General features: G+C 72.8%; 27 protein-coding genes. 9 read left to right on the top strand and 18 right to left on the bottom strand.

Translation table 11 applies throughout. The annotated features are described in order from the left end of the window. Positions 1-191: 191 nt before the first annotated feature. From LZ495_RS33320 to LZ495_RS33305, 4 genes are all read right to left on the bottom strand, one after another. Positions 192-1,028 (bottom strand): class F sortase, encoded by an 837-nt coding sequence (locus LZ495_RS33320; RefSeq protein ID WP_235056788.1) that lies wholly within the window; start codon positions 1,026-1,028, stop codon positions 192-194. Between the two features lie 119 nt (positions 1,029-1,147). Then, on the bottom strand, positions 1,148-1,792 hold the full coding sequence (locus tag LZ495_RS33315; RefSeq protein WP_235056787.1) for a hypothetical protein: 645 nt from the start codon (positions 1,790-1,792) through the stop codon (positions 1,148-1,150). Between the two features lie 173 nt (positions 1,793-1,965). After that, a complete protein-coding gene (locus tag LZ495_RS33310; protein ID WP_235056786.1) occupies positions 1,966-2,178 on the bottom strand; it encodes a DUF397 domain-containing protein in 213 nt (70 codons plus the stop codon). Then, entirely contained in the window at positions 2,175-3,266 is a 1,092-nt protein-coding gene (locus LZ495_RS33305) for a helix-turn-helix domain-containing protein (protein WP_235056785.1), read from the bottom strand. Before LZ495_RS33305 ends, LZ495_RS33310 begins: the two co-directional genes overlap by 4 nt. Between LZ495_RS33305 and LZ495_RS33300 the strand changes: the two genes are divergently transcribed. Further along, complete coding sequence (locus tag LZ495_RS33300; protein WP_235056784.1) at positions 3,265-3,789, top strand: ATP-binding protein; 525 nt, start codon at positions 3,265-3,267, stop codon at positions 3,787-3,789. The two genes, LZ495_RS33305 and LZ495_RS33300, sit on opposite strands and share 2 nt — an antisense overlap. Before the next feature lie 70 nt (positions 3,790-3,859). Here the strand turns inward: LZ495_RS33300 and LZ495_RS33295 are convergent, their stop codons facing one another. Then, the gene (locus LZ495_RS33295; RefSeq protein WP_235056783.1) at positions 3,860-5,074 is read right to left on the bottom strand and encodes a thiolase family protein; all 1,215 of its coding nucleotides are present in this window, start codon (positions 5,072-5,074) and stop codon (positions 3,860-3,862) included. Positions 5,075-5,253: 179 nt separating this feature from the next. Between LZ495_RS33295 and LZ495_RS33290 the strand changes: the two genes are divergently transcribed. After that, entirely contained in the window at positions 5,254-7,017 is a 1,764-nt protein-coding gene (locus LZ495_RS33290) for an IclR family transcriptional regulator domain-containing protein (protein ID WP_235056782.1), read from the top strand. A 44-nt stretch (positions 7,018-7,061) separates the two neighbouring features. Here the strand turns inward: LZ495_RS33290 and LZ495_RS33285 are convergent, their stop codons facing one another. Next, positions 7,062-7,634, bottom strand: a complete 573-nt coding sequence (locus tag LZ495_RS33285) for a TetR/AcrR family transcriptional regulator (protein ID WP_235056781.1) — start codon at positions 7,632-7,634, stop codon at positions 7,062-7,064. Between the two features lie 114 nt (positions 7,635-7,748). Between LZ495_RS33285 and LZ495_RS33280 the strand changes: the two genes are divergently transcribed. Next, positions 7,749-8,249: an FBP domain-containing protein gene (locus LZ495_RS33280; RefSeq protein ID WP_235056780.1), complete on the top strand. Its 501-nt coding sequence runs from the start codon at positions 7,749-7,751 to the stop codon at positions 8,247-8,249. A gap of 34 nt (positions 8,250-8,283) precedes the next feature. Here LZ495_RS33280 and LZ495_RS33275 read toward each other — a convergent pair whose 3' ends face one another. Together LZ495_RS33275 and LZ495_RS33270 are read right to left on the bottom strand one after the other, a co-directional pair. Further along, positions 8,284-9,027 (bottom strand): hypothetical protein, encoded by a 744-nt coding sequence (locus tag LZ495_RS33275; protein ID WP_235056779.1) that lies wholly within the window; start codon positions 9,025-9,027, stop codon positions 8,284-8,286. Positions 9,028-9,179: 152 nt separating this feature from the next. Then, positions 9,180-10,304: a baeRF3 domain-containing protein gene (locus tag LZ495_RS33270; protein WP_235056778.1), complete on the bottom strand. Its 1,125-nt coding sequence runs from the start codon at positions 10,302-10,304 to the stop codon at positions 9,180-9,182. 301 nt (positions 10,305-10,605) lie between these two features. Here LZ495_RS33270 and LZ495_RS33265 point away from each other — a divergent pair, with 301 nt between their 5' ends. Further along, complete coding sequence (locus tag LZ495_RS33265; RefSeq protein WP_235056777.1) at positions 10,606-12,396, top strand: cholesterol oxidase substrate-binding domain-containing protein; 1,791 nt, start codon at positions 10,606-10,608, stop codon at positions 12,394-12,396. A 161-nt stretch (positions 12,397-12,557) separates the two neighbouring features. Further along, a complete protein-coding gene (locus LZ495_RS33260; protein WP_235056776.1) occupies positions 12,558-13,034 on the top strand; it encodes a MarR family winged helix-turn-helix transcriptional regulator in 477 nt (158 codons plus the stop codon). A 76-nt stretch (positions 13,035-13,110) separates the two neighbouring features. On the opposite strand, the gene LZ495_RS33255 is transcribed toward LZ495_RS33260, so the two are convergent. The 5 genes from LZ495_RS33255 to LZ495_RS33235 form a co-directional block, all read right to left on the bottom strand. Further along, a complete protein-coding gene (locus LZ495_RS33255; RefSeq protein WP_235056775.1) occupies positions 13,111-13,335 on the bottom strand; it encodes a hypothetical protein in 225 nt (74 codons plus the stop codon). A gap of 125 nt (positions 13,336-13,460) precedes the next feature. Continuing rightward, positions 13,461-14,462: a YdcF family protein gene (locus LZ495_RS33250; RefSeq protein ID WP_235056774.1), complete on the bottom strand. Its 1,002-nt coding sequence runs from the start codon at positions 14,460-14,462 to the stop codon at positions 13,461-13,463. 501 nt (positions 14,463-14,963) lie between these two features. Then, the gene (locus LZ495_RS33245; protein WP_235056773.1) at positions 14,964-15,140 is read right to left on the bottom strand and encodes a hypothetical protein; all 177 of its coding nucleotides are present in this window, start codon (positions 15,138-15,140) and stop codon (positions 14,964-14,966) included. An 87-nt stretch (positions 15,141-15,227) separates the two neighbouring features. Continuing rightward, on the bottom strand, positions 15,228-15,701 hold the full coding sequence (locus LZ495_RS33240) for a DUF5709 domain-containing protein (RefSeq protein WP_235056772.1): 474 nt from the start codon (positions 15,699-15,701) through the stop codon (positions 15,228-15,230). Positions 15,702-15,866: 165 nt separating this feature from the next. Beyond that, entirely contained in the window at positions 15,867-16,364 is a 498-nt protein-coding gene (locus tag LZ495_RS33235) for a MarR family winged helix-turn-helix transcriptional regulator (protein WP_235056771.1), read from the bottom strand. Between the two features lie 236 nt (positions 16,365-16,600). Here LZ495_RS33235 and LZ495_RS33230 point away from each other — a divergent pair, with 236 nt between their 5' ends. After that, entirely contained in the window at positions 16,601-17,887 is a 1,287-nt protein-coding gene (locus LZ495_RS33230; RefSeq protein ID WP_235056770.1) for an MFS transporter, read from the top strand. Between the two features lie 121 nt (positions 17,888-18,008). Here the strand turns inward: LZ495_RS33230 and LZ495_RS33225 are convergent, their stop codons facing one another. Both LZ495_RS33225 and LZ495_RS33220 read right to left on the bottom strand, forming a co-directional pair. Next, complete coding sequence (locus LZ495_RS33225) at positions 18,009-19,178, bottom strand: alkaline phosphatase PhoX (RefSeq protein WP_235056769.1); 1,170 nt, start codon at positions 19,176-19,178, stop codon at positions 18,009-18,011. 177 nt (positions 19,179-19,355) lie between these two features. Beyond that, the gene (locus LZ495_RS33220) at positions 19,356-20,468 is read right to left on the bottom strand and encodes a zinc-binding dehydrogenase (protein ID WP_235056768.1); all 1,113 of its coding nucleotides are present in this window, start codon (positions 20,466-20,468) and stop codon (positions 19,356-19,358) included. Between the two features lie 229 nt (positions 20,469-20,697). Between LZ495_RS33220 and LZ495_RS33215 the strand changes: the two genes are divergently transcribed. Together LZ495_RS33215 and LZ495_RS33210 are read left to right on the top strand one after the other, a co-directional pair. Next, positions 20,698-21,453 (top strand): hypothetical protein, encoded by a 756-nt coding sequence (locus LZ495_RS33215; protein WP_235056767.1) that lies wholly within the window; start codon positions 20,698-20,700, stop codon positions 21,451-21,453. A 31-nt stretch (positions 21,454-21,484) separates the two neighbouring features. Continuing rightward, positions 21,485-22,216, top strand: coding sequence for a Type 1 glutamine amidotransferase-like domain-containing protein (locus tag LZ495_RS33210; protein WP_235056766.1), 732 nt, complete (start codon positions 21,485-21,487; stop codon positions 22,214-22,216). Positions 22,217-22,235: 19 nt separating this feature from the next. Here LZ495_RS33210 and LZ495_RS33205 read toward each other — a convergent pair whose 3' ends face one another. The 3 genes from LZ495_RS33205 to LZ495_RS33195 form a co-directional block, all read right to left on the bottom strand. Next, on the bottom strand, positions 22,236-23,024 hold the full coding sequence (locus LZ495_RS33205; protein WP_235056765.1) for a PP2C family protein-serine/threonine phosphatase: 789 nt from the start codon (positions 23,022-23,024) through the stop codon (positions 22,236-22,238). Positions 23,025-23,105: 81 nt separating this feature from the next. After that, positions 23,106-23,876 carry an SDR family NAD(P)-dependent oxidoreductase gene (locus LZ495_RS33200; RefSeq protein WP_235056764.1) on the bottom strand — a complete coding sequence of 257 codons (771 nt, stop codon included), beginning with the start codon at positions 23,874-23,876 and terminating at the stop codon, positions 23,106-23,108. A 136-nt stretch (positions 23,877-24,012) separates the two neighbouring features. After that, a complete protein-coding gene (locus tag LZ495_RS33195) occupies positions 24,013-24,858 on the bottom strand; it encodes an intradiol ring-cleavage dioxygenase (RefSeq protein WP_308268679.1) in 846 nt (281 codons plus the stop codon). A gap of 249 nt (positions 24,859-25,107) precedes the next feature. Here LZ495_RS33195 and LZ495_RS33190 point away from each other — a divergent pair, with 249 nt between their 5' ends. Next, the gene (locus tag LZ495_RS33190) at positions 25,108-25,890 is read left to right on the top strand and encodes a SpoIIE family protein phosphatase (RefSeq protein ID WP_235056763.1); all 783 of its coding nucleotides are present in this window, start codon (positions 25,108-25,110) and stop codon (positions 25,888-25,890) included. Positions 25,891-25,951: the final 61 nt, after the last annotated feature.

The raw sequence follows: 25,951 nt of genomic DNA, 5'->3' as shown, positions 1-25,951 counted from the left end.
ACACATCCTGAGCAACCGCCAACGGCCGAGGTGTACGCACCCCGCCACCCTAAGCCGCGCCACATCCCGCGCAGCGTCCAGGCTGCGCGTCGCCTCGGCCGGGCAGGCGGTAGGCAGCCACCTGTGCGGGCCGGGCCCGTCGATGACGTACACCCGGTCGTCGTCCGGCCTTCCGCAGGGGTTCCAACGGGTCAGTCGGGTGGCGCGAGCCTCGCGAAGACGACGACGTTGCCGTTGTAGCCGGCCTTGCCGTTGTACGTTCCGCCGCAGGTGATCAGGCGCAGTTCGGGGACGCCGCTGCCGCCGTAGACCCGCTCGGCGGGGAAGGTCTTCTTGCTGAAGACCTCGATGCCGTAGACGGTGAAGACCGCGGTGCTGCCGTCCTTGCGGGCGACGTGGATCCGGGCGCCCTTCTTCAGCGAGCCGAGCTTGTAGAAGACCGCGGGGCCGCTCTTGCCGTCGACATGGCCGACGATCACCGAGGTGCCCTCGGCCCCGGGCGTCGACGAACCCTCGTACCACGCACCGAGGTTCTTCTCCGTCACCGACGGCGCGGCGATCCAGCCCCTTGCGTCGAGGCCGACGGTGGTGAGCGGTGCCTTGACGCGGATGACGGGGATCGTGATGGAGACCGGCGGCGAAACCGGCATCGGCTTGGCCGGCCGGGCCTGCGGGGTGGGCGAGGCGGACGCCGCGGCGGGCGAAGGAGCCGCCTTGGCGGTGCTCTTCCCGGACGGCTTGGCGGTCGGCGAGGCCGGGCCGGTCGTCGGGCCGCCGGCCGAGGCCTGTGCCTGCGCGGCATCCCCTTGCCCGGGCGGCGCGTCGGGGCGCTGCTCGGCGGACGGCTGCGGCGGGCCCGCGGCCGGCCGCAACGCGTCGGCGGTGACGGCGGCCCCGGACAGGACGGCGACCAGCATCAGGACCACCGTCAGGATCCTGCCGCGCCGCGTCAGCCGTACCGACGTCCCGGACTTGCGGCGCCGCGCGTGCCGGGCCCGGCGCAGCGGGTTGACCGGCGGCGCGCTCACGGGACGGCGGCGCCGCGGCGCGGCAGGATGCTCCTGCCGCGCCGCGTCACCGCACGCTTCGTCGTCGCGCACCGGCTGCCCGCCGACCGGGGGTTCGGGTCCGAGGCCGTGGAGGCCGGTCAGTTCCCGGAGCCGCGGCGGCCGCGGCGGAGCAGCGGAACGGCGATCAGCACGGCCACACCGGCGACCGCGATACCTGCGCCGGCCTGGAGCGGGTTGATGCCGCCCGCACCACCGCCACCGCCCAGGTCGGAGCCACCGGCCGGGACCGTGTTCCCGAAGACGTCCTTGACCGTCGGAGCGCCGCCGTTGCCGCCGCCACCGGTGCCGCCACCCGTGCTGGTGATGTTGCCGGGTGCGCAGGACACCTTGAAGACCTTCTGCTTGGCGTTGCCCTTCTGGCCCTCGAAGTTCCAGGTCAGCTTGTACATGCCGTTCGGCAGCGAGAGCGGTCCGGTGTGGCCCGTGCCGTTGACGAGCGTCAGCTGGCCGTCAAGGTGCCCCGCCCCCTTCTTGGCGGGCTGCGGGTCGATCGACCACGTCACTTCCTGGACCGTGTCGAACTGGAAGGCGGCCAGGTAGAACCGGCACACCTTCGGCTCGTCCCGGTTGTCGTCGAAGGGCGTCGTGGTCGCGTGGATCTTGACGGTGCCGTTGTCGCCCGGGGCGGCGACCGCCACCCCGGAAAGCGCCACGGTGCCTGCGCCGAACGCGGCAACGGCCAGCGCAGCGGCGACGCGGCGTACGGCGTGGGTGGTGGTCACGGTAGAACTCCCGGATAGCCGCCGACCGGGTATCGGTCGGATAGACCGACTATCACTTCGGCGCCTCCGGGGCGGCCGTCGGCGGCACACGACACACCCACAGTTCACCCGAACAGCACAGCCCGCCGAACGCCCGCCGCGTCCTGAGGCGGCTCGGCTGCCGGCCCGCTGCGCTATCCGCGGCGGCTGGGAGCGGTCAGCTGCGCCCACTCCGCCGCCGAAAACGTCAGAACGGCGCCATGGACCCGCTTCGAATCGCGCACGCGGACGCGGACGCCGCCAAGGACAGCCGCGACCTCTACACAGTCACCACCATCCGGTCCGCTGTGGCTGCTCTTGATCCAATGCAAGTGCTCGTGCGCCTGGTCTGCCTCAAGCCCGCTCATAGCTCTCCCGCAATGCGCTCGATCAGCCGCACCGACGCTTCGCCGCCGAGGGCCTGCGAGCGCAGCTTCCCATAGCGCATCGCGAACAAGCTGACCTTTCTCGGGTCAGCGATCAGGTGCCCCTCGCCATTGGACTCGAAATACGCCACGTGCCGGTGCTCGACCGTCTCAACAAGCAGCATGGGACCGTGAATTCCCGCATGCGGGCCGTAGCCCAGCGGCATCACCTGAAGTTCGACGTTCCGCAGCTCCGAACACCGGACGAGGTGGTGCAGCTGCGCCCGCATGATCACGGGGCCGCCGACCGGGCAACGGAGCGCAGCCTCGCAGACGACGAAGGAGAATTCGGTAGTCGGGACCCGCCCCAGCAATGCCTGTCGGCGCATACGCGCCTCCAACAACTGCTCGGCCTGCTCGTCCGGCAGCGGAGGGCAACGTGCCTCGAACAAAGCACGCGCGTACTCCTCGGTTTGCAGCAGACCGGGGACCAGTTGCGTGTCATAGGAATAGCGGGTCGCGGCATCGGCCTCGATCATGGCCACGTCCTGGAAGAACTGCGGGAGCTTGGCGAGATCCACTTCGTTCTGCAGGACGGCAAGCGCGCCTTCCGCACCGAGGAGTTCCTCGACAGCCTCCGTGAACGACTCCTTTGCCGGACGGCGCCCCTGCTCGATCGAGGCCACGTGCTCGACCGAGTAGCCGACCGCGTCGGCAAGCGCCTGCTGGGTGAGCCCCGCGCGCTCGCGGAACAGCTTGAGGAGTTTGCCGTAGCCGACCCAGATGGCCGGCCGGTCGTCCGGCTGCATACGCCCCTTGTTCCGTCCGCTGCCGCCCGTCGTCGTCCCCATGTGACTCACCGTCCCCGCCGATGCCTGATGACCGTTCCCGCCGCAGCAGCCCCCACCGGCGACTTCCAGCCACGCCCAGGCTAGACAGGTAATCGCATGCTCACGCTGCGAAACGTCGAACTCGTTGGTGCGGGCGGCGTATTCGACCCGTACAAAATCGACGCCGACTCGTACAGCTCGCAGATCCCAGAGGCGTCGTCCTGGTGGCGCACGCGCGCCTCCGGTGACGGTTTGCGGCATGAAGCCCGCTCCGACACAGCCGCATACCGACCCGGTCGGCGAACTCGCTTATGCCGTCCTGCTGGACGGTGTGCCGTCCAGTGCTCGACTTGCTCGGCGCCTGGCCGTTGCGCAGCTCGGACTGTGGGACGTCGACGTCCCACCGCTCGTCGAGTCGGTGGCGATGGTGACGGCCGAATTGGCGGCCAACACCGTCACGCACGGATCCGATTCACAGCCTTGGCAGTTCCGACTGGACATGGTCCTGCTCCCGGACCGGCTGCGGGTGGCCGTCATCGAACCGGATCGCGGATGCCCTCTCCCGTCGCTCCCGCAACTCCCGCGACCGGAATCCACCTCCGGCCGCGGGCTGTTCCTCGTCGCGGCGTACTCGGACCGCTGGGGTGTGGACTCCGACGTGGACGCCGGGTTCCGCGCGGTGTGGGCCGAGTTCGTGCTGTCGGGCGCGGCCGCGCGAGGCAGTGGTCGAGGCGGGCCGCGCCCGGCAGCTCGACAAGGGCGGAATCCCGGATCGCGTCAGTGAGTTCCCGGGCGTGAGCGGGCGGACGCGGAAGCCGGGTTCGGGACGGAACCGCCTTGGCCGGTCTTGGCTTTCACCTCTCCAGCACCAAGGCCAGGCCCTGGCCGACGCCGATGCACAGGGCCGCGAGCCCGGTTCCGGAGCCCGTCTCGGCGAGCTGGTGCGCGACCGCGCCGGCCAGCCGCGCGCCCGAAGCACCCAGCGGGTGGCCCAGGGCGATCGCCCCGCCGCGCGGGTTGACGACGGCCGGGTCGAGGTCCGGCCACTGTTCGAGGCAGCCGAGCGCCTGGGCCGCGAAAGCCTCGTTGAGTTCGAAGGTGTGCAGGTCGGCGAAGGTGCGGCCGGCCTTGGCCAGGGCCCGGTTCACGGCCTCGACCGGGCCGAGTCCGAACAGGTGCGGTTCGACGCCGACCGCCGCGGACGCGCTGATCCGGGCCAGCGGTTCGCGGCCGGTCGCGGCCAGTCCGGCCTCGTCGGTGAGCAGCAGGGCGGCCGCGCCGTCGTTGAGCGGCGAGGAGTTGCCGGCCGTCACGGTGCCGTCCGGGCGGAACGCCGGGGCCAGCTTGCCCAGCGCCTCCATCGTGCTCGTCTCGCGGATGGACTCGTCCCGCGCGAGGTCCGCACCGCGGAACGCCGGTCCCTCGCAAGGCACGATCTCGGCGGCGTACCGGCCGGCCGCCCAGGCCTCGGCGGCCTTGCGGTGGCTGTCGAGCGCGAAGGCGTCCTGGCGTTCGCGGGTGATGCCGAACTTGTCGGCGATCAGTTCGGCGCCTTCTCCGAGGCCGACGGTCCAGGCGTCCGGCATGGCCGGGTTGACCAGGCGCCAGCCCAGGGTGGTGGAGACGAGCTGCTGGTGGCCGGCCGGGAAGGCGCGTTCCGGCTTGGGCATGACCCACGGGGCGCGGCTCATCGACTCGACGCCACCTGCGACCGCCACCGACACATCGCCGACCGCGATGGCCCGGTACGCCTGGATGACGGCCTCCAACCCGGAGCCGCACAGCCGATTGACGGTGGTGCCCGGTACGGAGGTGGGCAGTCCGGCGAGCAGGACGGCCATCCGGGCCACGTTGCGGTTGTCCTCGCCGGCGCCGTTGGCGTCGCCGAAGAAGACGTCGCCGATGGCCGCGGGGTCCAGGTCGGGGGCGCGGGCGACGAGGGCGCGCAGCACGTGCGCGGCGAGGTCGTCGGGGCGTACGCCGGAGAGCGCGCCGCCGTACTTGCCGATCGGCGTACGGACCGCGTCGACGATGTACACGTCCTTGAGTCCGGTGGCTCCGGCGGTCACGATCCGTCCTTCCCGGCGGCCTTGAGGCTGCGCAGTGCGAGGAGTTCGCTGTCGTGGCGCGTTGCGCGGTGTTCGCCTGGTGAACTATCGTTCACAACTCTGCGCGGGCTTGAGTCTGCGCGGTGCCCTGACGCGTGTCAACCACGGGCCGCGCCCGCACCCGCCCTTCCGGAGCCGCGATGCCTGCCCCGAGCCGCACCCCCGGCGCCGGCCGGCCGGACGGATCCGCCGCGCCCGCACCCCCGCCCGAGGCGGTCGGGCCGCTCATGCGCGGCCTGGAGGTGCTGCGCGTGCTGACCGCGGCCGGCGGGCGGTCCGGGCTCGGCGACCTGGTCCGGGCGACCGGGTTGGCCCGCTCCACGGTCGACCGGATCGCCGCGACGCTGGTGCGCATCGGATACGCGCGCCTGGAGGGCCGCGATGTCGTGCTCACCCCGCGGCTGATGGAGCTGGGCAACGCGTACCTCTCCGCGACCGGCATCCCGCAGCGCTACGCCCCGCTCGCCGACGCGCTGGCCGGGACCCTGGACGAGTCCGTGTCGCTCGCGGTGCCGGACGGCGACGGGGTCCGCTTCGTGCACCAGGCGATCCGGCGCCGCACGATGTCCCTCGCGTTCCGGATCGGCGACCGGATCCCGGCCGAACGCGCCGCGGCGGGCGCCCTGTTCGCGGCGGACTGGACGGACGCCGAGTTCGCGGCGTGGCAGGCCCGGGCCGCGGACGACCCGCTGGACGCCGGGTTCCCGGCCGTCCCGCCGCCGAAGTCCTCCGCCGCCCGGGACACATTCCGGGCCCGTGCGGACGCCGCACGCAGCTCCGGCGTGTCGGTCGACGACCAGCTCGTCGAGCCGGGCCTCGTCGCAGTCGCGGTGCCGGTCCGCGACGCCGGCGGACGTACCGTCTGCGCGCTGAGCACGGTGAGCCACACCAGCCGGCACACCGCCGAGTCGCTGCGGGCGGCCACTGCGGCCGCGCTGCGCGACACTGCGGAGGCGATGGCCGCATCGGCCGCGAACCCCGTTGCCGGATCGGACACTTCGCGCCCCACGACCGGCCGTCCGCTCCCCCGCGCCGCCTGGCTGCGTGCCTCGAAGCAGGAACTGGGCCCGGAGTTCGTCGAGTCCTTCGCCCGCGGGCTGGCCGTGGTGACGGCATTCGACGCCGCCGGAGGCGCCCCCGAAGCGCCCGGCACATCCGGTGCGTCCGCCCCGTGGCGCGAGTTGCCCGTCGCGCTCCCCCTGACCGCCGTCGCCGAGGCGACCGGACTGCCGCGCGCGACCGCACGCCGCGCCCTGATCACCCTCGAACACCTCGGCTACGCCGAGCAGCAGGACGGCCTGTTCCGGCTCACGCCGCGCGTCCTCGACCTAGGCTTCGCGCACCTGTCCGGTCTGCCGCTCTCCGCGATCGCCGAACCGCATCTGGCCGCGCTGGTGGGCCGCGTGCACGAGTCGGCGTCGATGGCGGTGCTGAGCGGGGACGACGTGCAGTACATCGCGCGCGTGCCCACGGTCCGCATCATGAGCGTGGCGATCACGGTCGGCACCCGGTTCCCGGCGTACGCGACCTCGTTCGGCCGGGTGCTGCTCGCGGCGCTGCCGGAGCGCGAACGCGACGCGTGGCTGGACCGGGTGGAGCCCGTCGCCCTCACCCCGCACACCGTGACCGCGAAACCCGCCTTGGCCGCGCTGCTCGACGCCGCGGCCGCGGACGGCTTCTCGGTGGTGGACGGCGAACTGGAGGAAGGCCTGCGGTCCGTCGCGGCCCCGGTGCGGGACGCCGCGGGCCGGGTGGTCGCCGCGGTCAACGTGGCGATGCACGCCGGCCGCTACACCCCCGCCGAAACCGAGGCCGACCTGCTGCCGCCGCTGCGCGAGGCCGCCGCGGCGATCAGCGCGGACCTGGCCGCCGCGTCGCGATACGTCGGCGTCGAGCCCCGCTGACCCACTGACCCACTGACCCGCACCTGAACCCGGACTGCCCCTGCCTACCCCGCTGCGGGCCAGTTCTCCAGGAGTACGTGCAGCCCTTCGAGGATCCGCTCCCACGACTCCCCGGTGTCCCGCGGATGCCCGAAGCCGTCCGCGGCCTCGACGCTCACGAAACCGTGGAACGTGCTGCGCATGAACCGGGCGGCGTCCACGACGTCCGGCTCGCCCAGACCGTACGCGCGCAGCACCGCCAGCGTCGTGTCCATGCCGCGCTGCACGCCCGGCGCCTGCGCGGCGGTCTCCGGATCGAGCCGCATCTGCAGGGCGACATACCGCCCCGGGTGGGCGCGCGCGTAGTCGCGGTACGCATGGCCGAAGGCGAGCAGCGCATCGCGGCCCGCGCGCCCGGCGACCGCAGCCGTCACCTGCTCGCCGAGTTCGTGCGAGGACCGCAGCGCGACCCGCTCCCGCAGGTCGCGCAGGTTCTTGACGTGCGAGTAGAGGCTGGCGTCCTTGACTCCGAACCGCCGGGCGAGTGCGGACACCGTCACGTTCTCGAAGCCCACCTCGTCGGCGAGTTCGGCGGCCGCCGCGGTCACCACCTCGGCACTCAGTCCGGCACGCGGCACATGCACCTCCTGCTGTTCGGCCGTCTGCCTCCGGAGCCTGTCTGCCCCGGACTCTACAACCTACCCCCATTAAGCATTTGCCTAGGATAATTAGGCAGGTCTAACGTCGCGGCCATGGAACAGCTCACCGAAAAGCAGATCCGCGCGTCCTTCGCCAATTGCTCCAAGGGCGAGGCCCAGCGCCTGGCGGTCCCCCGCGACCTCGTCGAACGCCCTTGGGGAGACCTGGACTTCCTGGGATGGCGCGATCCGGGGGCACTGGACCGGTGTTATCTGGTGACCGACTACGAAGGCCGCCCCACCGGCATCGCGCTGCGCTTCCCGGACCGGCCGCGCAGCTCGATGCAGCGCAGCATGTGCACCATCTGCCTCACCACACACCCGGGCAGCGGCGTCTCGCTGATGACCGCGAAGAAGGCCGGCAAGGCCGGCCGCGAGGGCAACTCCGTGGGCGTGTACATGTGCGCCGACCTGGCCTGCTCGCTCTACATCCGGGGCCTGAAGGAGCCCGAGCCCGGCGGGCGCTTCAAGGAGAGCCTGTCGGTCGAGGAGCAGGTCGCACGCAGCCGCGAGAAGCTCACCGGGTTCCTCGCCAAGGTCCTGGACCGCGACTGACACCGGACGCCCGCGCCGAACTCCCGCGGCCTGCTCAGCCCTTGGCGACCTCGGCCTTCATCTTGTCCACGAAGTACGGTGCGTACCGGTCGACCAGCGCCGCATTGCCGCCGATCCGGATGATGACGTTGCCGAGCCGGACCGAGACCTGCTTCGACTGGTTGGCGTTGCCGCCGCGCGCCGAGGCGGTGGTCATCGCGACGGCTTCGTCGCCGAGCTTGGGCGCCGGGTCGAGGAGGTAGGTCACCGTCCAGTCGCCCTCGGGGTCGTCGACCTTCACCTCCTGGCATTCGGAGGGCACCCGGCGGATCATCAGGAAGGCCTGGCGGGTGTTCTCGGTGCTGTCCTGCTGCACGCTGACCTCGAGTTCCTGGTACAGCGAGGTGTCGCGCATGCCGGGCGGGGCCTTGTAGTAGTACGTGAACCAGCGGGGCGGCACCGGGTCGTCGCGGCTCTCCGCGGTCGGCGCGCACTGGGCCATGATGGCCTTCTCGAACGGGTCGTCGGCGGGGGCGGCGGACGTGGCACGCGGGGCGCGCTTGGCGGTCCATCCGGGGCCGAGCTCGTCGGCGGTGAGCAGGGCGGACTCCAGCCGGGATTCGCCGATCAGCGGCTTGTCCGTCGACGTCTTCCCGGACGGTGTGGAAGTGCCGTCCGGGACCGGCGACTTGCCGTCTCCGCCGGGCGTCCCGGCGGCCGTGGTCGGGATGCCCTGCTTCCCGATCGGGCCCAGACCGCCGCCGTCGCCGCAGCCGGCCAGCAGCGCGGCGGCGGCCAAGGCGGCCGCAGCCGCCCTGGCCGCCGCACGACGGCTGTTCCGGTGTGCTCGTCCCGGCGCGTGTATTCGTCCCGCCACAAGAACCCCCGTCAGCGATGCCTTCCCCCTGGCCGGGAGCGTAGCAACGCGCGGTTCCTGCCACCGCGGGTCCCTCAGTAGCGCAGCGCCGCCGCGATGCCGCCTGCGTCGGCGAGGGTGCCGTCCGGTACGAAGTCGACCGCGCCGTCCGCGTCCAGGACCGCTTCGACCAGCGAGTCGACGATGTCGTCCTCGACGCCGTCGCGCGGTGCCGAGCCGTTCCCGTCGACGATGTCGAGGGACGCCCGGTCGATGCCTTCGGCGCTCTGCGGCCGGGCGGTGATGCGCAGGCCTTCCTCGACGACCAGGTGGGCCACGCGGCCCTCATGGGCGGGCATCCATACGTCCTGGACGCCGCCCGCGTACCGGCGCCCGCTGCGGGCCGCGTCCAGTTCGGCGAGTGCCGCGGCACCCCGGGTGGCGGTCAACTGGGCCCGGGCCGGAGCGAGTTCCGCGGCGAACTCGGCGGGCGTGGTGTGCTGCATGCCCCCCTTGTCGAGTTCGGCGCCGATGTGCTCGGTGTGCCGGGTCACCGAGCGGAAGAAGGCGATCTGCGGCCGGAGGCCGACCAGGACCACCGGTTCGGCGCGCCCGGCCAGCGCGGCGGCCAGCAGGTCGTCGGCCTGCTGGAACATGCTGCGGACGTCCTGCGACACGCCGAGGCCGCCGCCTTCGCGGGTGATCGGCCCGTCGCGGTCCTCGGCGGGCGAGCGGACCGGGAACCCGGCGTCCGACGCCTCCGCGACCTGCGAGCCGCGGCCGTGCCACAGCCGGACCTCGTCCTCGCCGAGCACCAGCACCCAGTACGGCCGCTGCCGGGCCTCGGCGGCGACGAGGTTCCGGGTCAGGTACGTGGTGCCGAGCACGATCCGGTCGGGCACCTCGGCGCCGACCCGGTACGCGCGGTGCTCGTCGGCGGACGCGTACAGCACCAGGCCGTCCAGGAAGGTCTCCGGGTCCAGTTCCTCGCCCGCCTTCTGCAGGTGCCCGGCGACCGCAAGCCGCGTGTCGCGCGGCACTTCGGGGTCGTCCGCGAGCCGCTTCCCCGCCTCGTCCAGCAACTGGCGCAGCCGGATGTGGTCCTGCTGGTTCTCCGGGCGGTGCCGGTGCGTGAGCAGCGTGACCGAGACCGCCGGGTACGGACGCGGCCGGCGCAGGTCGGCCAGCAGTTCGGGGGTGGGTCGGACGGCCTGCGGCATCGGTCCTCCAGGCATGCGGGCTCGGGCCGAAAGAGTGACGGCGTCGGACGAGCGGAATCCCCGACCGATTTAGGTAATCTTTCACGATTTGCCGCAGCGCGCTCCGAGAGCAGGTCCGATCGTGTCGCGGCGCCTGCCCCGCACTGCGGCGCGGCAATCCCGACGGACCGAGAACGTCGGCATCGATGCAATCCCGGCATAAGTCAGTCGATTGATTGAAACGTGCGCGCTCCGCGGGCACGCTGACTGCTCGGTCGACACGTGTCGCATCCGCATCGCACAGTCACGAAGACGGAGAAGAATGACCGACATCGCAGATCGCAGCACGTCCGGCGCCGCACCGGACGGCGCGCCCGCCCCGGGCACCGCACTCGACCGGCGCACCGTATTAGGCGGGCTGGCCGGTGCCGCCGCGCTGACCGCGATGCAGTGGACGCCCGCGTCCCGCATCCCGGTGGGCAGCGCGGAGGCCACCGTACCCGCCCCGCCCGGCACCCCGCCGGGAATCGCGGTGTACCAGCAGGCCTACCGCAACTGGTCGGGCGAACTGCGCGTCGACGACCTGTGGACGTGCGCCCCGGCCACCCCGAACGACGTGGTGGCGCTGGCCAATTGGGCCCGTGCGCAGGGCTGGACGCTGCGCGCCAAGGGGCACAGCCACAACTGGTCGCCGCTCATGGTGACCGCCTCGGCAGGCAGCGCCCAGACGCTGCTGGTGGACACCACGCAGTACCTGACCTCGATCGCCGTGCAGACCGGGCCCGCGCCGAGCGTCACCGCGCAGACCGGCGTCTCGATGGACGTGCTGCTGGCCACGTTGGAGGCGTCCGGATACGGCATGACCGCGGTGCCCGCGCCCGGCGACATCACGCTGGGCGGCGTGCTGGCCATCGACGCGCACGGCACCGCGGTCCCCGCGGTCGGCGAGTCCAAGCCGTACGGCCACACGTACGGCTCGCTGAGCAACCTGGTGCTGTCGCTGACCGCCGTGGTGTGGGACGGCCCGACCGCGCAGTACAAGCTGCGGACCTTCCAGCGCACCGATCCGGCGATAGGCCCGCTGCTGGCCAACCTGGGCCGCACGTTCGTCACCGAGGCGACGCTGCGGGTCGGGGCGAACCAGCGGCTGCGCTGCCAGAGTTCGATGCTGGTCAAGGCCGACGACATGTTCGCGCCGCCGGCCTCCGCGGGGGCGAACGCGTTCGCGTCGTTCGTCGAGCAGAGCGGCCGTATCGAGGCCATCTGGTTCCCGTTCACCGACAACCCGTGGCTGAAGGTCTGGACGGTCGCGCCGAACAAGCCGCTGCTGTCCCGCGAGGTGACCGCGCCCTACAACTACCCGTTCAGCGACTTCATCCCGACCGAGGCGGCCGATCTGCTGGGCCAGATCATCTCGGGCAGCGCGGGGCTCACCCCGGCGTTCTGCAACGTGCAGAGCGCCACCGCGAGCGCGGGCCTGGTCGCCACGCTGTCGTGGGACCTGTGGGGCTGGTCGAAGAACACCATGCTGTACGTGCGGCCCACCACGCTGCGGGTGACCGCGAACGGCTACGCGATCCTGTGCCGACGGACCGATATCCAGCGCGTGGTCAGCGAGTTCTACGCGTACTACAAGGGCGCCCTGGCCGCCTACCAGGCGCAGGGCAGGTTCCCGATGAACGGGCCGCTGGAGATCCGGGTCACCGGCCTGGACAAGCCGTCCGACATCGGCGTCGCGGGCGCGGTGCATCCCACGCTGTCCGCGCTGCGCACCCGGCCCGACCACCCCGAATGGGACGTCGCGGTGTGGCTGGACATCCTCACCGTCCCCGGGACGCCGTACAGCCAGCAGTTCTACCGCGAGACCGAGCAGTGGGTGCTGGCGAACTACTCGGGCAGCTACGCGCAGGTGCGCGCCGAGTGGTCCAAGGGCTGGGGCTACAGCGGCACCGCGGCGTGGGCCGACCCCACCGTGGTCGGCACCACGGTGCCGGACTCGTTCCGCACCGGGCTCCCCGGCGGCGACAACTGGGACACCGCGGTGGCGGCGCTGAACGCGTACGACCCGCACGACGTCTTCACCAACCCGTTCCTGGACAGCCTGCTCGTATGACCCTCCTCGGCATCGGCGTCCTGCCCGGCACCTTGGTGCCGGGCAGGGCCGCGCCGGGCGGGGTGGCACCGAACTGCCCTTGCCGGGCACGGACCATACGGCCCCGGATGCAAGAATCGTGCTTCGCACCAGTTGGACACCCCGGCCTTAAGGACGCACCGATGGACGCCGCAGCCGACCCGCGCGACCCGGGCGCCGGTCTGATCGAAGCGGTGCTGCGGCTGCGGCGCAGTTCGCCGAGCCGGCTGCTGCAGGCCGGCCTCTACGCGGTCGGCGACACGCAATTGACGCCGGCTCAGGTCGATGCGCTGGAGTGCCTCGCCGGGCGGCCGCTGTGGCGCATGCACGAACTCGCCAAGCACCTCAACGTCGAACCGTCCACCGCGACCCGCACCGTCGACCCGCTGGTCCGGCTCGGGCTCGCCGAGCGCGAACCCGACCCGGTGAACCGGCGCTACGTGGTCGTGCAGGCCAGCACTGAGGGCAAGGCGGTGGCGCGGCGCATCGTCGCGGCACGCCTGGCCCTCATGCGCGACGTGCTGGGGCCGATGCCGGTCGAGGACCGGGCCGCGCTGACCGAGCTGCTGACCCGGTACGTCGACCTGATCGAGGCGTACGCGGAACGCACCGGCCGCTGACGCCGCTTCGCCTGGATGCCCGGGACCGCAGGGGCGGCGGAGCGGCGGAGCGGCGGAGCCGGGGAGCCCGGTCCGGTCAGTACCTGTGCAGCAGGCCGCATTCCCCGGCATGCTGCCCTGCGGGGATGCGGGCGTCGAGGCCGGCCAGGGTCCCGGACCCGTCGAGCCAGGAGGTGCCGCGCGGTGCCGCGGGCGCGCGTCCTTCGTCGCGGACGCCGTCGCGGAGGTCGTCGTCGGCGGGCTTTTCGGCAGTCCCGGCGGCAGTCCCGCCGCGGTGCCGGGCGAGGTCGTCGTACGGCACGGGCAACTCCTCGCGGGTCGGCTGCTGTTGCGGGTGCGCCGCGAGTCAAGCAGCTTCATTTGCAGCACGCAACCATTGATCTATGCAATTCAGGCAAAGGTCGGCAGGCCCCGTGCGGCGGCGGCTCAGCGGTCCCAGAGCGCCGAGGTGCCGGTCGCGATCAGCAGCAGGCAGATGCCGAGGTTGATCACGGGGTGGGCCAGGAAGACCGCGGCGAACTCGCGGATGGTGGCGCTCGGCCAGAAGTACGCGGCGGTCGGCGAGCCGACGACTTGTCCGTCGACACCGACCTTGCGGGCCATCATCGCGGCCCGGAAGGCGTGGAAGTTGTTGGTGACGATGACGCAGCGGCTGCCCGGCGCCGCGCTCTGCATGATCTCCTTGCTGAACCGCATGTTCTCCTCGGTGGTGCGCGAGCGCTGCTCGCGTTCCACGTGCGCGGCCGGCACGCCGCGGTCGGTCAGGTAGTCGGCCATGGCGACGGACTCCGCGACCTCTTCGTCCGGCCCCTGGCCGCCGGACATCAGCATCACCGGCGGATTCCCGCGGGCGGCCTGCGCGTCGTAGACCGCGCGTCCGCGGTCGAGGCGGCTGGCCAGCAGCGGCGGCACGCGGCTGCCGATCAGCCCGGAACCCAGCACGACGACGTAGTCGACGTCGCCGCGCACCGGCATGCGCCCGTACAGGAACGCGTATCCGATGAAGCACAGGAACAGGAAGGAGACGTAGCCGACGAGCAGCAGCGAGGTGCCCGCGACGATGCCGAGCCACCGGGACTCGGTGTGCACCGCGGTCGCCATCAGCACGATGAACGCGATCAGCCCGAGCCCGGCCAGCAGGGAGAGGAAGTTCGCCGGTCCGCGGCCTTCCTTGCGGACCATCTTGACGCCGTTCGCGATCAGGAACCCGCCGAGCAGCAAGGTGCCGAGGACCGGCAGGAGCAGCACCGCCGCGAGCACGACCTCGAAGGACTCGACCGGGCCCTTGCTGAGGTCGTCCAGCACGCCGAGCCCGAGGAAGCAGACCGCGAGGCCCAGGTAGACCGCATTCCGGAACCGCCGGCGGTCGCGGTACACGCTCCAGCAGAACAGCGCGAAGAAGAACAGGGCGATGCAGTACGGAATCACGTGCAAAGCGTACGGACCGGAACCTATCCGCCCGAGTGCTCCCCCGAGCGTGGGCGCGTCCGCGGAACTGCGGGTTTCCATGCCGAACCGGCATGGGACGAAGCCGCCCCTCGGACCATACGGATGCGTATGGTGTTCCTGGCAGCCACGCCGCAAAGCTCCGGCTCCGTCTCGGGACGGAAAGGCCGGACCGGCGGGGACACCACAGTGCGGCGGCGACCCGGGGCGGGACGGGCCCCGGGCCCTCGCCGCACCGGGCAAGGCGTGTCCGGCACCGCGGGTTCTTGCACCGAACCCGGCCGGACCGCCGTCCCCGCCCTCGGCCGTGCCTGCCGTCTCCCGGCAGGCACGGCCAGACCCCGCCGATTCCCGGCCCGGCGGGGCCCGCGCCCGGCCGCAGGGTTTTCCTCCTCCGCTCCTGCGGCCGGCCCGCGCACCGCATGCGGCATGAGGCTCCCGGCACGCGAAGGCGCGGCGCCACCAGGCGTGCCGCCAGGAGCGCTACCAGGCCATGTCGTAGACGATGAACGCGACGCCGGCCAGCATCAGCAGGCCGCCGACTATCTCCAGGGTGAGCCCGAGGCGGTTGGCACCCGGCTCGCCGGCCGCGGGTGCGACGCGCTTCTTGTCGCCGACCGCGACCAAGGCCAGTCCGGCCACGACGAACAGCAACGGCATGTCCTTCACCTCCCCCGCGCGGCGGCGGACGGGGCGTCCGCCGCGCTCGCCTTCATACTCTCGGGGACGGACCTGCCGGGGCAAAGGTCATTCGCCGTCTTCGGCGGGGAACTCCGGTTCCTCGTCGAAGTCTTCGTCGGAGAGGTCGTCGACGATGTGCACCGCGGCCTCCTCGGCCGTGGCGGCGCCCGCGTCGATGCCGACGTCCTCCGCGAACAGTTCGACGGTGCCGCCGGGGCCGGCCGCCACCAGGCGGCCGGAGCGCGGCGAGGGGCCGTCCGCCCAGCGGTCGTCGATCTCGTCCATGTCCTCGGGCTCCAGCTCCGGCTCCTCCTCGTCCAGCAACTGGTCCAGGGACTCGCCGCGTTCGGCCTCCTCGGCGGTGGTGCCGAAGCGCTCCGCGGCCGAGTAGTGGTCCGGCGGCACGACGCCGACGTCCAGCGGGTCGGCGCTGAGGTCGTCGGTGATCAGCGTCTCCGAGGCATCCAGGGTCGGATCCTCATAGGGCTGGTCGCTCGACGGCCGCGGACCGCGCCGCCTGCCGTCGTCGCTGTTGCTCATTCCGCACCGACTCCCTCCACATGCCAGGACGCGCCATGATCGCGCGGTCCGGGGCGGCGGGCCCGGGGTTGCGCCGATCGTGGGTGCGTCGCGCAGGCACCGCGCGAGCGGGCCCGGCAGCGGACTCCGGAGCGCGAGCCGGAGTGGACTCGGGAGCGGGTGCGGTCAGCCCGCCGGGACCGGCTCGGCAGGGGCGGCGCCCGGGGCGGCCGCGGCCTGCATGGCACGCACGACGGCGACCAGGGGCCGCAGCTCGGGCGACTCGTCGGCCTGCGCGAGGGCCTCTTCCAGGGCGGCGTCGTTGGTGGCCCGGGCCGCCGCGAAGAGCTTGCGGCCCTCCTCGGTGACGTCGGTGTAGATGCCGCGCCGGTCGGTCGGGCACAGGTAGCGGGCCAGCAGCCCGCGGTCCTCGAGCCGGGTGACCAGCCGCGTCGTGGCGCTCTGGCTGAGCGAGACGGTCTCGGCGAGCCGGGTCATGCTCAGGTGCCGGACCTCGCCCTCGTACTGCTCGCTGAGCACCAGCAGCGCCGAGTACTCGCGCACGCTCAGGTCGTGCGCACTCTGCAGTGCGCGCTCCAGGTGCGCGTCGATGCGGTTGTGCAGGAGCGAGAGTGCGCACCAGCCCTGGGCGAGGATGCGCCCGTCGACCTCCGGCCTGCTCATGGCCACCCCTTCCTGCACGTTCCTGCACGTTCCTGCACGTTCCTGCACGTTCCTGCACGTTCCTGCGGATCGTGCGCGTTCCCGCGCCGCGACGCCCGCGAGTTTACGCGACGTACGCAAAAGAGAGCTCGGACATGTAGCCAGCTTAAGCGGATATCCAGCGTTTGCAAATATCCCGCGCGTGCAACTAATGTACTCGCAAGCAATCGCCCGCGCCTCGTCCCCGGAGGTCTTCCATGCCCCTCGCCCTTCTGGCGCTCGCCATAGGCGCCTTCGGAATCGGGACCACCGAGTTCATCCCGATGGGACTGCTCCCGGAGGTGGCCGCGGACTTCTCGGTGTCCATCCCGACGGCCGGCTACGTCCTGTCCGTGTACGCCCTCGGCGTCGTGGTCGGCGGCCCCCTGCTCGCCCTGCTCGGCATCCGGGTGCCGCGCAAGCGCATGCTGCTCGGCCTGATGGGGCTCTTCATCGCCGGGAACCTCATCTCGGCCGCGGCCCCCGCCTTCGGCGTCATGCTCGCCGGCCGCGTGGTGGCCGCCTTCGCGCACGGCGCCTTCTTCGGCCTCGGTGCCGTGGTCGCCGCCGACCTGGTCGCGCCGCAGAAGCGGGCGGGTGCCATCGCGCTCATGTTCACCGGCCTGACCGCGGCCAACATCGTCGGTGTCCCGTTCGGCACGTGGCTGGGCCAGGAGTACGGCTGGCGCACGACGTTCACCGCGGTCGCCGGCCTCGGCGTGGTGGCACTGGCCGGCATCGCGGCCCTCGTCCCGGCGCACGCCGGCCGTCCCGAGCCCGGCCCGGCCGCCGAGGCCGGCGGCGGGAACGGCGGCCTGCGGGCCGAACTGGCCGCGATGCGCAACGTCCAGGTGTGGCTGGCCATGGGCATGACCGTGCTGGGCTTCGGCGGCGTCTTCGCCGCGATCACCTACATCGCGCCGATGATGACCGACGTCGCGGGCTACTCCGACGGCGGCGTCACCTGGCTGCTGGCCCTGCTCGGCCTGGGCATGTTCACCGGCAACCTGGTCGGCGGACGCTTCGCGGACCGCGCGCTGATGCCGAACCTGTACGTCTCGCTGCTCGGACTCGCCGCCTCGCTGGCCCTGTTCACGCTGACCGCGCACAACAAGGCGGCCGCCGCGGTGACGCTGTTCGTGATCGGTGCGTTCGGCTTCGCGACCGTCCCGTCGCTGCAGAAGCGCGTCATGGACCAGGCCGCCGGCGCCCCCACGCTGGCCTCGTCCGGCAACATCGCGGCCTTCAACCTCGGCAACGCGCTTGCCGCCTGGCTCGGCGGCGTGACCATCGCGGGCGGCCTCGGGTACACCTCGCCGAACTGGGTCGGCGCGATCATGGCCCTGGCGGCCTTCGGGCTCGCGGTCGTCTCGGCCCGGCTGGAGCGCCGCGCGGGCGGCACGCGGAAGTCCCGTACGGTCGCCGGGTCGTCGCCCGCCGCCTCGGCCGCGGTCGGGGCCGAGGACCGTGCCGAAGACCGGGACGGCGGTCTGGTCCGGCTGTGACCGCTGCACGGCTCCGGGGCGGGGCGCATCTGCCGGACGGCAGGTGCGCCCCGCTTTTCGCTTTTCGCGCGGCCGGTCCAGGCCGGGCGGTGCCGGGCGGTGCCGGGCAGGGCGGGCAGGCTCAGGCGGCGCCGCGGAACGGGCCGGTCACCTCGAAAGTCACGCCCGAAGCCACCGAGTTGGACGACCCGCGCTGCGACGAGAAGTACAGGCGGCGGCCGTCCGGCGAGAACGCCGGGCCGGTGATCTCCGAGCCGTCGTGCCCGGTCACCTGCAGGAACGGGGCGACCGTGCCGTCCCCGGTGATGAGGCAGATCTGCATGTCGCCGCCGTCCTCGGCGACGAACAGGTCGCCGTTCGGCCGCCCGGTGATGTTGTCGACACCGGTCAGCGGGGCGGATCCGGGCGGGGTCAGGTCGTCGTCGTACGCGATGTCCAGGACCTGCGCGGCCGCGTCGTACACCCAGACCCGGTTGTCGCCCTTGGTGGTGAACCACAGCTTGCCGTCCCGGTAGTGCGCGCCTTCGCCGCCCCGGAAGCGCCGGGCCGCGGGCACCTGGTTGCGCGTACCGGTCGCCCAGTCCTCGGGCCGCGGCACCGGCTGCCAGGTCACCGGGCCGGTGACCGGCTCGGCCGGCGCGCACAGCACGTCGAGGCGCCCCGCGGACAGGTCGCCCCAGGTCGCCGGGGTGAACCGGTAGAGGCAGCCGTCCCCTTCGTCCTCGGTCAGGTAGACCACCCGGCGGTCCGGGTCGGCCGCCGCGGCCTCGTGCTTGAAGCGGCCCATCGCGGGCCGGGCCCGGGCGCCGTTGCGGCCGTACGGGTCGCTCTCCCACACCTGGCCGAACTGGATCTCCTCGCAGGACAGCCAGGTGCCCCAGGGCGTGGCCCCGCCCGCGCAGTTGAGGTTGGTGCCACCCAGGATCGAACGGGCTCCGCGGATGCGCCCGTCGGCCGCGAAGCGCAGCGCCGAGGCACCGCCCACGAGCGGGAGTTCGGAGTTGGAGACGTAGATCCAGCCGTCCCCGTCGGGGTAGCACGCGCCGCCGTCCGGGGCGCCGTGCCACAGGTAGAGCGTGCCGGACACGAACCGGCCGCTGCGCGCCACGATCCGCGACGAGAACCCGGCGGGCAGCCGCACGCCGAGCCCGTCCGGCGGGAGCAGCGGTCCGTACGGGCCGGCCCCGGGCTGCGCCGGTGCGCCGTGCGCCGCGGAGGCCCAGAGCGAGCCGCCGAGCGCCACCGCCCCGGTGCCGACCACACTGCCTCGCAGGAAGGTACGCCGATCCATGGGTGGTGCTCCCTTCACGTCGACGGCCGATGCGCCGCCAGCCTGTCCCCGACCCGGCGCACGACGCTAGGTGTGCGGCGAGATCCGGGACGAGAGGCTGCGGGTGAACAGCACACGACGTTCCGGCGTACCGGAATGCTGTGCCCCGGCACAGTCGCGGGCCGGGGCAGCGGCGCTTCAGGGCTGTGCGAACACCACGACGGCGCGGGCGACTTCGCCTTGGCGCAGGGCCTCGTAGCCGTCCGCGACCTCGTCGAGGCCGATGCGCTGCGAGACGAGCTCGTCCAGCCGCAGGCGGCCCTGCATGTACAGGTCGACGTAGCGCGGCAGGTCGACGGTGAAGTTGTTGGACCCCATGTGGACGCCGCGGACGGTCTTGCCCTGGGCCCACATCGCGTAGCCGGGCACCGTGACGCTGCCGGCCATGCCGTTGATGCCGACGACGTACATGGTGCCGCCGGGCCGGGTCATCGCGAGCGCCTGCGCGTTGGTGGCCTCGATGCCGACCGCGTCGAACACGTGGTCGGCGCCCAGCCCGCCGGTGAGCGCGGCGACTTCGGCGGCCGCCGCGCCCGGGTCGCCGGACGCGTCGATGCCGGCCGTGGCACCGACGGCCAGGGCGAGTTCGCGCTTGGCGGCGACCAGGTCGACGGCCGCGATCTGCCCGGCGCCGCGCAGCCGGGCGCCCTGCACGATGTTGAGGCCGATGCCGCCGCAGCCGATGACCGCGACGCTCTCCCCGGCCCGGATGTCGGCGCTGTTGAAGGCGGCGCCCACACCGGTGGTGACCGCGCAGCCGAGGATGGCCGCGACGTCCAGCGGCATGTCCTTGCGGATCGCCACCACGGCGTTCTCGTGCACCAGCAGGCGCTCGGCGAGGCCGCCGATCGAGGCATGCGCGGAGACCGCCGCGCCGCCCGGCCCGGCGAGCGCCAGGCGGGGCTCCGCGTCCGCGGGCCGCTCGGTGCTCTGCTTGTCGGTGCACAGCCAGGTCTGGCCGCGCAGGCACAGCGCGCAGCGTCCGCAGAAGACGGACAGGCAGGTGACCACATGGTCGCCGGGCTCGACGCGCCGGACACCGGGGCCCACCGCGACGACCACCCCGGAGGCCTCGTGGCCGAGCACCGAGGCGCCGCGCATCGGCAGGTGCCCGTCGAGGACGTGGAGGTCGGAGTGGCACAGACCGGCCGCCGCGGTCGCGACGAGCACCTCGCCCGGCCCGGGTTCGGCGACCGCGAGCTCGGCGACGGACAGCTTCAGCGTCGGTACTTCCAGCAGTGCGGCGCGCATACCCGCTCCTTTGGTACGGCGCCGCGGCACCACCGCCCCGTGGCGCGGCACCTGCGGCGCGGTCGTCCGCGAACCCCGCCACCCAACGACCGTCCGCCGGCGAAGTCAAGGGCGTCCGCGGCGGCCTGCCGCGGTGTCCTGGGTCGGCGAGGCGCCGTAAGCTCCAAGTGCCGGGCGGACGGACCTGACCGCGGCGGTTCCGGGGGAACTCCGGGGGAACGGGGACGTGATGGCGAGGAAACCGCAGCAGCCCGATCCGGCGGCGGCGTGGCTGCCGATCGACGACTACCTCTGGCACACCTGCGACATCGTCGCGGACATTGTGGAGGGGCGCGTCGACCGGCGTCCCCGGATGGCGAGCATGGCCCGCCTGCAGCCCGGCGAACGGGTGCTGGCCTGCGGTCCCGCGCAGCGGTTCACGCTCCGCCAGGCCGGCGACGGCTCGTACCGGCACCAGGGCGGCTTCGCGTTCGGCAGCCCGGCGTTCGTGGCCGGCGCGGTCGCGGTCAACGCGATGGGGAACGCGGCGCGGCGGCGGCAGGCGGCGCAGGACATGGTCCCGCGGTGGATGCCGGACGGCGGCGGCGAGGCGACGATCACCGAGCAGGGCGTCTATCTGGCGCACCCGATCAGCCCGTTGACGCTCGGCTTCACCGGTCTGGACGCGATCGACCTGCCGACGCTCGACGCGTTCGAGGGCCGCTTCCGCGACGTGCACTCCGGCCACTACATCAGCATTCGGCTGCACAGCCCGTGGGCGCCGCTGATGTTCGTGCTGGGCGCGCTCGCGGCGTTCCCGGCGCACCCGCGGCTCCTCGGCGGCGCGTGGCTGCCGCCCGGCTTCCTGTACAAGTGCGCGGTGTACGGGCGCCCGGTACGCCCGGTCCCGGACGTGGTCCCGGGCATGGCCGCCGCTCCCGCGCCTCCGCCCCCGCCGTCCATGCCGCCGTCCGTGCCGCCACCGCCGCACAACCCCTACGGCTGACCCCGGGCGGCCGTGGGTAGGGTCTCGTCCCATGCCTGCCACTGAGCCGACGATCGTCGCCACCTCCGGAGGACACCGGACCGGGGGACGCACCATGGTGTCGTTCAATTCGCTGGTGCACCACGCCGTGGATCTGTCCGGCGTGCACGGGCGCCGCCCGCGCGTCATGTACGTGGGCACGGCCATAGGCGATGCCGAGCACTTCACCGCGCGCATGGGCGAGGCGGCCCGGGTCGCGGGCTTCGATCTGACGCCGCTTCAGCTGTTTCCCATGGTCAACCTCGACGATGTCGAGGGCACCGTGCTGGAGCAGGACGTGGTGTGGGTGATGGGCGGCTCGGTGGCCAACCTGCTCGCGGTATGGCGCGTCCACGAACTCGACGCCATCTTCCGGCGGGCCTGGCAGGCCGGCGTGGTCCTGAGCGGGGTCAGCGCCGGGTCGATCTGCTGGTTCGAGGGCGGCACGACCGACTCGTTCGGCCCCGAACTGCGGCCTGTCACCAACGCGCTCGGCTACCTGCCGTACGGCAACGGCGTGCACTACGACTCCGACAAGAAGCGCCGCCCGCTCGTGCACCGCCTCGTCGCGGACGGCACGCTGCCCGCGACGCACTGCACGGACGACGGTGTGGGCCTGGTGTACCGCGGCACAGAGCTGCACGAGGCGGTGACCGAAGTCCCGGGCAAGGGCGCCTACATCGTCACGCGCGAGGGCGACACGGCGGTCGAGGAGCGCCTCGAACCGCGGCTGCTCCCCCGCTGACGCCCGGGCCGCTGCCCGGTCAGCCGCCCACCGGGATCACGACGGCGGTGATGTTGTCCTCGCCGCCGGCGTCCAGCGCATGCTGCACCAGCGCCCGCGCGGGGGCGAGCCGGGCCGCCTCGGTGCCGAAGGCGAGCGTTCGAAGCTCGCCGGGGGCGGCGGTGTAGCGCGTCAGGCCGTCGGTGCACAGGAGCAAGTGCCCTGGGACGCGCGGACGGTAGCTGCGCACGTGCGGCTCGGTCGGCCCGGCGTCCGCACCGAGCCAGGCCGACAAGGCGCCGTGCCGGCCGCTGTCGTCCTCGGTCAGGGCCATGCCGGGGCCCGCGTCCGGAAGCCAGTAGGCGCGGCTGTCGCCGACCCACGCGGTCCAGATCCCCTGCGGTCCTGCGATGCCCGCGACGTACGTGCAGGCGGGGGCAGCGTCGGCCGACGCGGCCAACTTGGCGACCGCGGCGCCGGCCCGCACCGCCGAGTCGTGCAGCGCCTCTTCGGGGATCGCCCCCGCGTTCAGCTGCCCGGTCAGCGCCGCGGCGCCTACTGCGGCGGCCACTTGGGCGGCGCGCTCGGCCCGCGGGGACATCGAGACCCCGTCGCACACCACCGCGACGGTCCAGTCGCCCACCCGACTCAATGCCATGGCATCGGCGTTCACTCCGCGCCGCTTGCCGCGGTCGCTCACGCCGGTCGCGGCGCCTTCATCCTGCTCGATCCGGGCCCGGAACCCGGGTTGCGGGCTCCCGCAGTCCCAGCAGTGCCCGTCCGGGGCGACGGTTCCGGCGCAGTCCGCACATCCGTTCGTATCGGTCATCGTCCGCCCATCCTGCCAGCCGAGAGTGCCGCCACCCGGGGGGCCGGGGGCGGCACTTCGTCGCTTCGGGGAGGCGGCGGATCAGCCTGCGGTGAGGCCGGTGTCGTTGTTGAGGATCGCGCCGTGCACATTGCGGGCCTCGTCGGACGCGACGTAGGCGAACATCGACGCGATGTCCTCGGCCTGCGCCATCGGGCGCGGGGTGGTGGAGCGGCCCACGAGCTCCCAGTCGACGTCGGCGGGCATCTGGTAGTTGGCGACCAGGTTGGTCTCGATGCCGCCCGGCGCGATCGCGTTGACGCGCAGCGGGGTCTTGATGAACTCCCAGGCCAGCGAGCGGGTCAGCTGCACGACCGCACCCTTGGACATGGTGTAGACGACGCTGTAGGCCAGGCCCATGACGCCCGCGTTGGAGGCGATGTTGACGATGTTGCCGGAGCGCTCCAGCAGGTGCGGGATGGCCGCCTGGCACATGAAGAAGTAGCCGTCGATGTTGACGCCCATCATGCGGCGGTAGTCGGCCTCGGTGACCTCCAGGACGTGCTCGGCGCGAGCGATGCCCGCGACGTTGCCGAGGACGTCGAGGCCGCCGAACTCCGCGACGCACTCGGCGACGGAGGCGAAGCACTCGGCGCGGTCCGAGACGTCGGTGATGCGGGTGGCGACCTTGCCCGGCAGGTCGGCGGCGAGCTTCGCGGTCTCGGCGAGCGCCTCGGCGGCGATGTCGAGCGCGTACACGTTGGCGCCCTCGGCGGCCAGGCGCAGCGTGGTCGCGCGTCCGACGCCCGATCCGGCTCCGGTGACGAGTGCGGTCTTGCCGTCGAACCGGCCGGGCACGTGGACTATCGACATGCGTTCACTCCAACGGGCGAGAACTGGTCGGGGCGCGGGGGTACGGCCGCGTCCCGAAGGGTGACGAGTGGTCGGATCGTGCCACAGCCGGGACGCAGTCTCCAGACGCAGATACGCCCCGGCGACACGTGTCACCTCACCCGTTGCCGGCGGCCGGGTCGATGCCGAGGACGAGCGTGCCGAGGTAGCCGCCCTGCACCGAGCCCGGCTGGAGCTGAGTGACCGCCATGAGGCCGCTCTGGGTGCCGCCTCCGTCGTACACCATGTCGTCGTCGAGCTTGGTCGGCGTCCCGGTGTGCTGGTTGTAGGGGGCCAGCGCGTACACGGCCTCGCCGACGGCGTCCGGGACGAAGAGCTGGCCGGTGAAGTTCACCTTGCCGCCTTCGTAGGTGCCATCCTGCAACTGGCCGCCGGTGTGCACCTTGACGTGGATGTGCGTGACGCGCGGGGTGTACCAGCCGGGCACGATCGAGGTGAACTCCACGGTCCCGTCGGCCCCGGCGACCTGGTAGCCGCGCAAGTAGGTGTTGGCGTTCGCACCGCTGGTGTCCGCACTCTCGGCGGGCGCGCTCCCGCCGGGATTGGCGGTGGTGAAGCCCGAGTAGTAGCCCCACGCATCGCAATGCCAGATCTCGACCGCGGCGCCGGCCACCGGATTGCACGAGGCGGTCGTGTCCTGCACGGTCAGCCGGAGCTTGAGCGGCACACCAGCCTTGCCCTCGGTGATGTCCTGCCGGACAAGGGCGTTGTCGAGGTAGTACGGGCCTTCGGTGGCGTTCGAGGTCAGCACGCACTGCGTGCTCCCCGCGGAGGCGGACGCAGTCCCGGACGGGGTGGACGAGCCGGGCGCGCCGCTCGTGGCACCGTCCGCGCTACCCCCGCCGTCCGAGTCGGAGCAACCCGCGAGCGCGAGTCCGGCCGCGGCCGCACCGCCGCCCACCACCAGGAATCGTCGTCTTGTCATGTCGCTGTCAGGAGCCATGCGCAGAGCCTCACCGACGACTGTGAGAAAGGGCTGAGGCGCGCATGAGGATTGCCGCGCACCGCCCGGCATTTACCTCGTTCGGCGGTGTGGCCTGGGACGATGCCGCCGCCGTAAAGGCCTCCGCGGTGTCTTGACCACCCTCTTATCCCCGATGGGGAAGCCTCGGTCGGGCAGCGCAGTTCCGGCGGCCGGTCCGCCGCGGTTGCGCCGCCCGTACGACGCACCACCGAGTACGAGGAGGACCCCATGCAGTCCACCGCCGCCCGCACCCGAGCCCTGTTCTCCCGCGTCGGCAGCCGGCCGCCCGTCCTCCCCGCACATGTCCACGCCTCCGGCCCGGGCGCCTTCGGAACGTCCGGTGCGGCCGTGGGCCCGGTGACCGCCACCGTGCACGCCGCCGACTCCGCGTGGTGCCGCTATGTCCACGAAGTCGCGCCGACGCCGTTCGGCATCCGGGTGCTCTTCGGCGACGCCTCCGGCACCCCGCAGGCCGCCGCGGAGACCGCCGCGCAGATGCTGCGGACCTTCCGCGCCGAGGCGTCCGGCGTACGCGACCTGGCCGAGCTGTCGGTCCGTATCGCCGCGGCCCTGCCCGTGGGCCCCGCGGAAGCACCGGCTTCCGGCGACGCCGGGGGCCGCCCCCAGCGCACCCTCGCCCGCCTGGTCCTCCTCGAATACCGGCCGGACCACGCGCTGTCCGTGGTCAACCGGGGCTACCCGGCCCCGCTCCTGGTCGCGCACAGCCGCACGCGCGTCCTCGAACCGCCGGTCCGCACCCCGGCGATCGGGGTCCTGGGGCCCGGCAGCGTGCGGCCTCCGGTACTAGCGGTCGCGGCGTATCCGGGCGACCGCGTCCTCCTGCAGTCGGCGCCGCGCGGTGCCGCAGCGCCGCGGGAGCACTTCTCGGTGACGTCCGCATCGACGGCGGTTCCGGTGGGCGGCGGCGCCTGGTGCCTGGTGGATTTCGACGCCGAGGAACCCCGGCCCGCAGGCCGGGACCAAGGACGCTGGATCAGCGTCGCCGGCTGACCCGGGGCAGCGCGGGGGGCCCCGCGTTGGCCCGCGCGCCCCCCCGCCCAAGCGAGGGGAC

This window comes from Yinghuangia soli (genome assembly GCF_021502675.1).
Taxonomy (GTDB): Bacteria; Actinomycetota; Actinomycetes; order Streptomycetales; family Streptomycetaceae; genus Yinghuangia; species Yinghuangia soli.
Note: the sequence above shows the minus strand (reverse complement) of the source record. Positions and strands in the feature narration are given on the sequence as shown.

Coding starts and splice junctions, on each gene's coding strand:
- LZ495_RS33265 (WP_235056777.1), top strand. CDS start 10,606: ATGACCGACATCGCAGATCGCAGCACGTCCGGCGCCGCACCGGACGGC.
- LZ495_RS33290 (WP_235056782.1), top strand. CDS start 5,254: ATGCCTGCCCCGAGCCGCACCCCCGGCGCCGGCCGGCCGGACGGATCC.
- LZ495_RS33245 (WP_235056773.1), bottom strand. CDS start 15,140: ATGCCGTTGCTGTTCGTCGTGGCCGGACTGGCCTTGGTCGCGGTCGGC.
- LZ495_RS33235 (WP_235056771.1), bottom strand. CDS start 16,364: ATGAGCAGGCCGGAGGTCGACGGGCGCATCCTCGCCCAGGGCTGGTGC.
- LZ495_RS33305 (WP_235056785.1), bottom strand. CDS start 3,266: ATGCCGCAAACCGTCACCGGAGGCGCGCGTGCGCCACCAGGACGACGC.
- LZ495_RS33280 (WP_235056780.1), top strand. CDS start 7,749: ATGGAACAGCTCACCGAAAAGCAGATCCGCGCGTCCTTCGCCAATTGC.
- LZ495_RS33190 (WP_235056763.1), top strand. CDS start 25,108: ATGCAGTCCACCGCCGCCCGCACCCGAGCCCTGTTCTCCCGCGTCGGC.
- LZ495_RS33230 (WP_235056770.1), top strand. CDS start 16,601: ATGCCCCTCGCCCTTCTGGCGCTCGCCATAGGCGCCTTCGGAATCGGG.
- LZ495_RS33210 (WP_235056766.1), top strand. CDS start 21,485: ATGCCTGCCACTGAGCCGACGATCGTCGCCACCTCCGGAGGACACCGG.
- LZ495_RS33300 (WP_235056784.1), top strand. CDS start 3,265: ATGAAGCCCGCTCCGACACAGCCGCATACCGACCCGGTCGGCGAACTC.
- LZ495_RS33260 (WP_235056776.1), top strand. CDS start 12,558: ATGGACGCCGCAGCCGACCCGCGCGACCCGGGCGCCGGTCTGATCGAA.
- LZ495_RS33220 (WP_235056768.1), bottom strand. CDS start 20,468: ATGCGCGCCGCACTGCTGGAAGTACCGACGCTGAAGCTGTCCGTCGCC.
- LZ495_RS33215 (WP_235056767.1), top strand. CDS start 20,698: ATGGCGAGGAAACCGCAGCAGCCCGATCCGGCGGCGGCGTGGCTGCCG.
- LZ495_RS33205 (WP_235056765.1), bottom strand. CDS start 23,024: ATGACCGATACGAACGGATGTGCGGACTGCGCCGGAACCGTCGCCCCG.
- LZ495_RS33225 (WP_235056769.1), bottom strand. CDS start 19,178: ATGGATCGGCGTACCTTCCTGCGAGGCAGTGTGGTCGGCACCGGGGCG.
- LZ495_RS33310 (WP_235056786.1), bottom strand. CDS start 2,178: ATGAGCGGGCTTGAGGCAGACCAGGCGCACGAGCACTTGCATTGGATC.
- LZ495_RS33270 (WP_235056778.1), bottom strand. CDS start 10,304: ATGCCGCAGGCCGTCCGACCCACCCCCGAACTGCTGGCCGACCTGCGC.
- LZ495_RS33240 (WP_235056772.1), bottom strand. CDS start 15,701: ATGAGCAACAGCGACGACGGCAGGCGGCGCGGTCCGCGGCCGTCGAGC.
- LZ495_RS33195 (WP_308268679.1), bottom strand. CDS start 24,858: ATGGCTCCTGACAGCGACATGACAAGACGACGATTCCTGGTGGTGGGC.
- LZ495_RS33200 (WP_235056764.1), bottom strand. CDS start 23,876: ATGTCGATAGTCCACGTGCCCGGCCGGTTCGACGGCAAGACCGCACTC.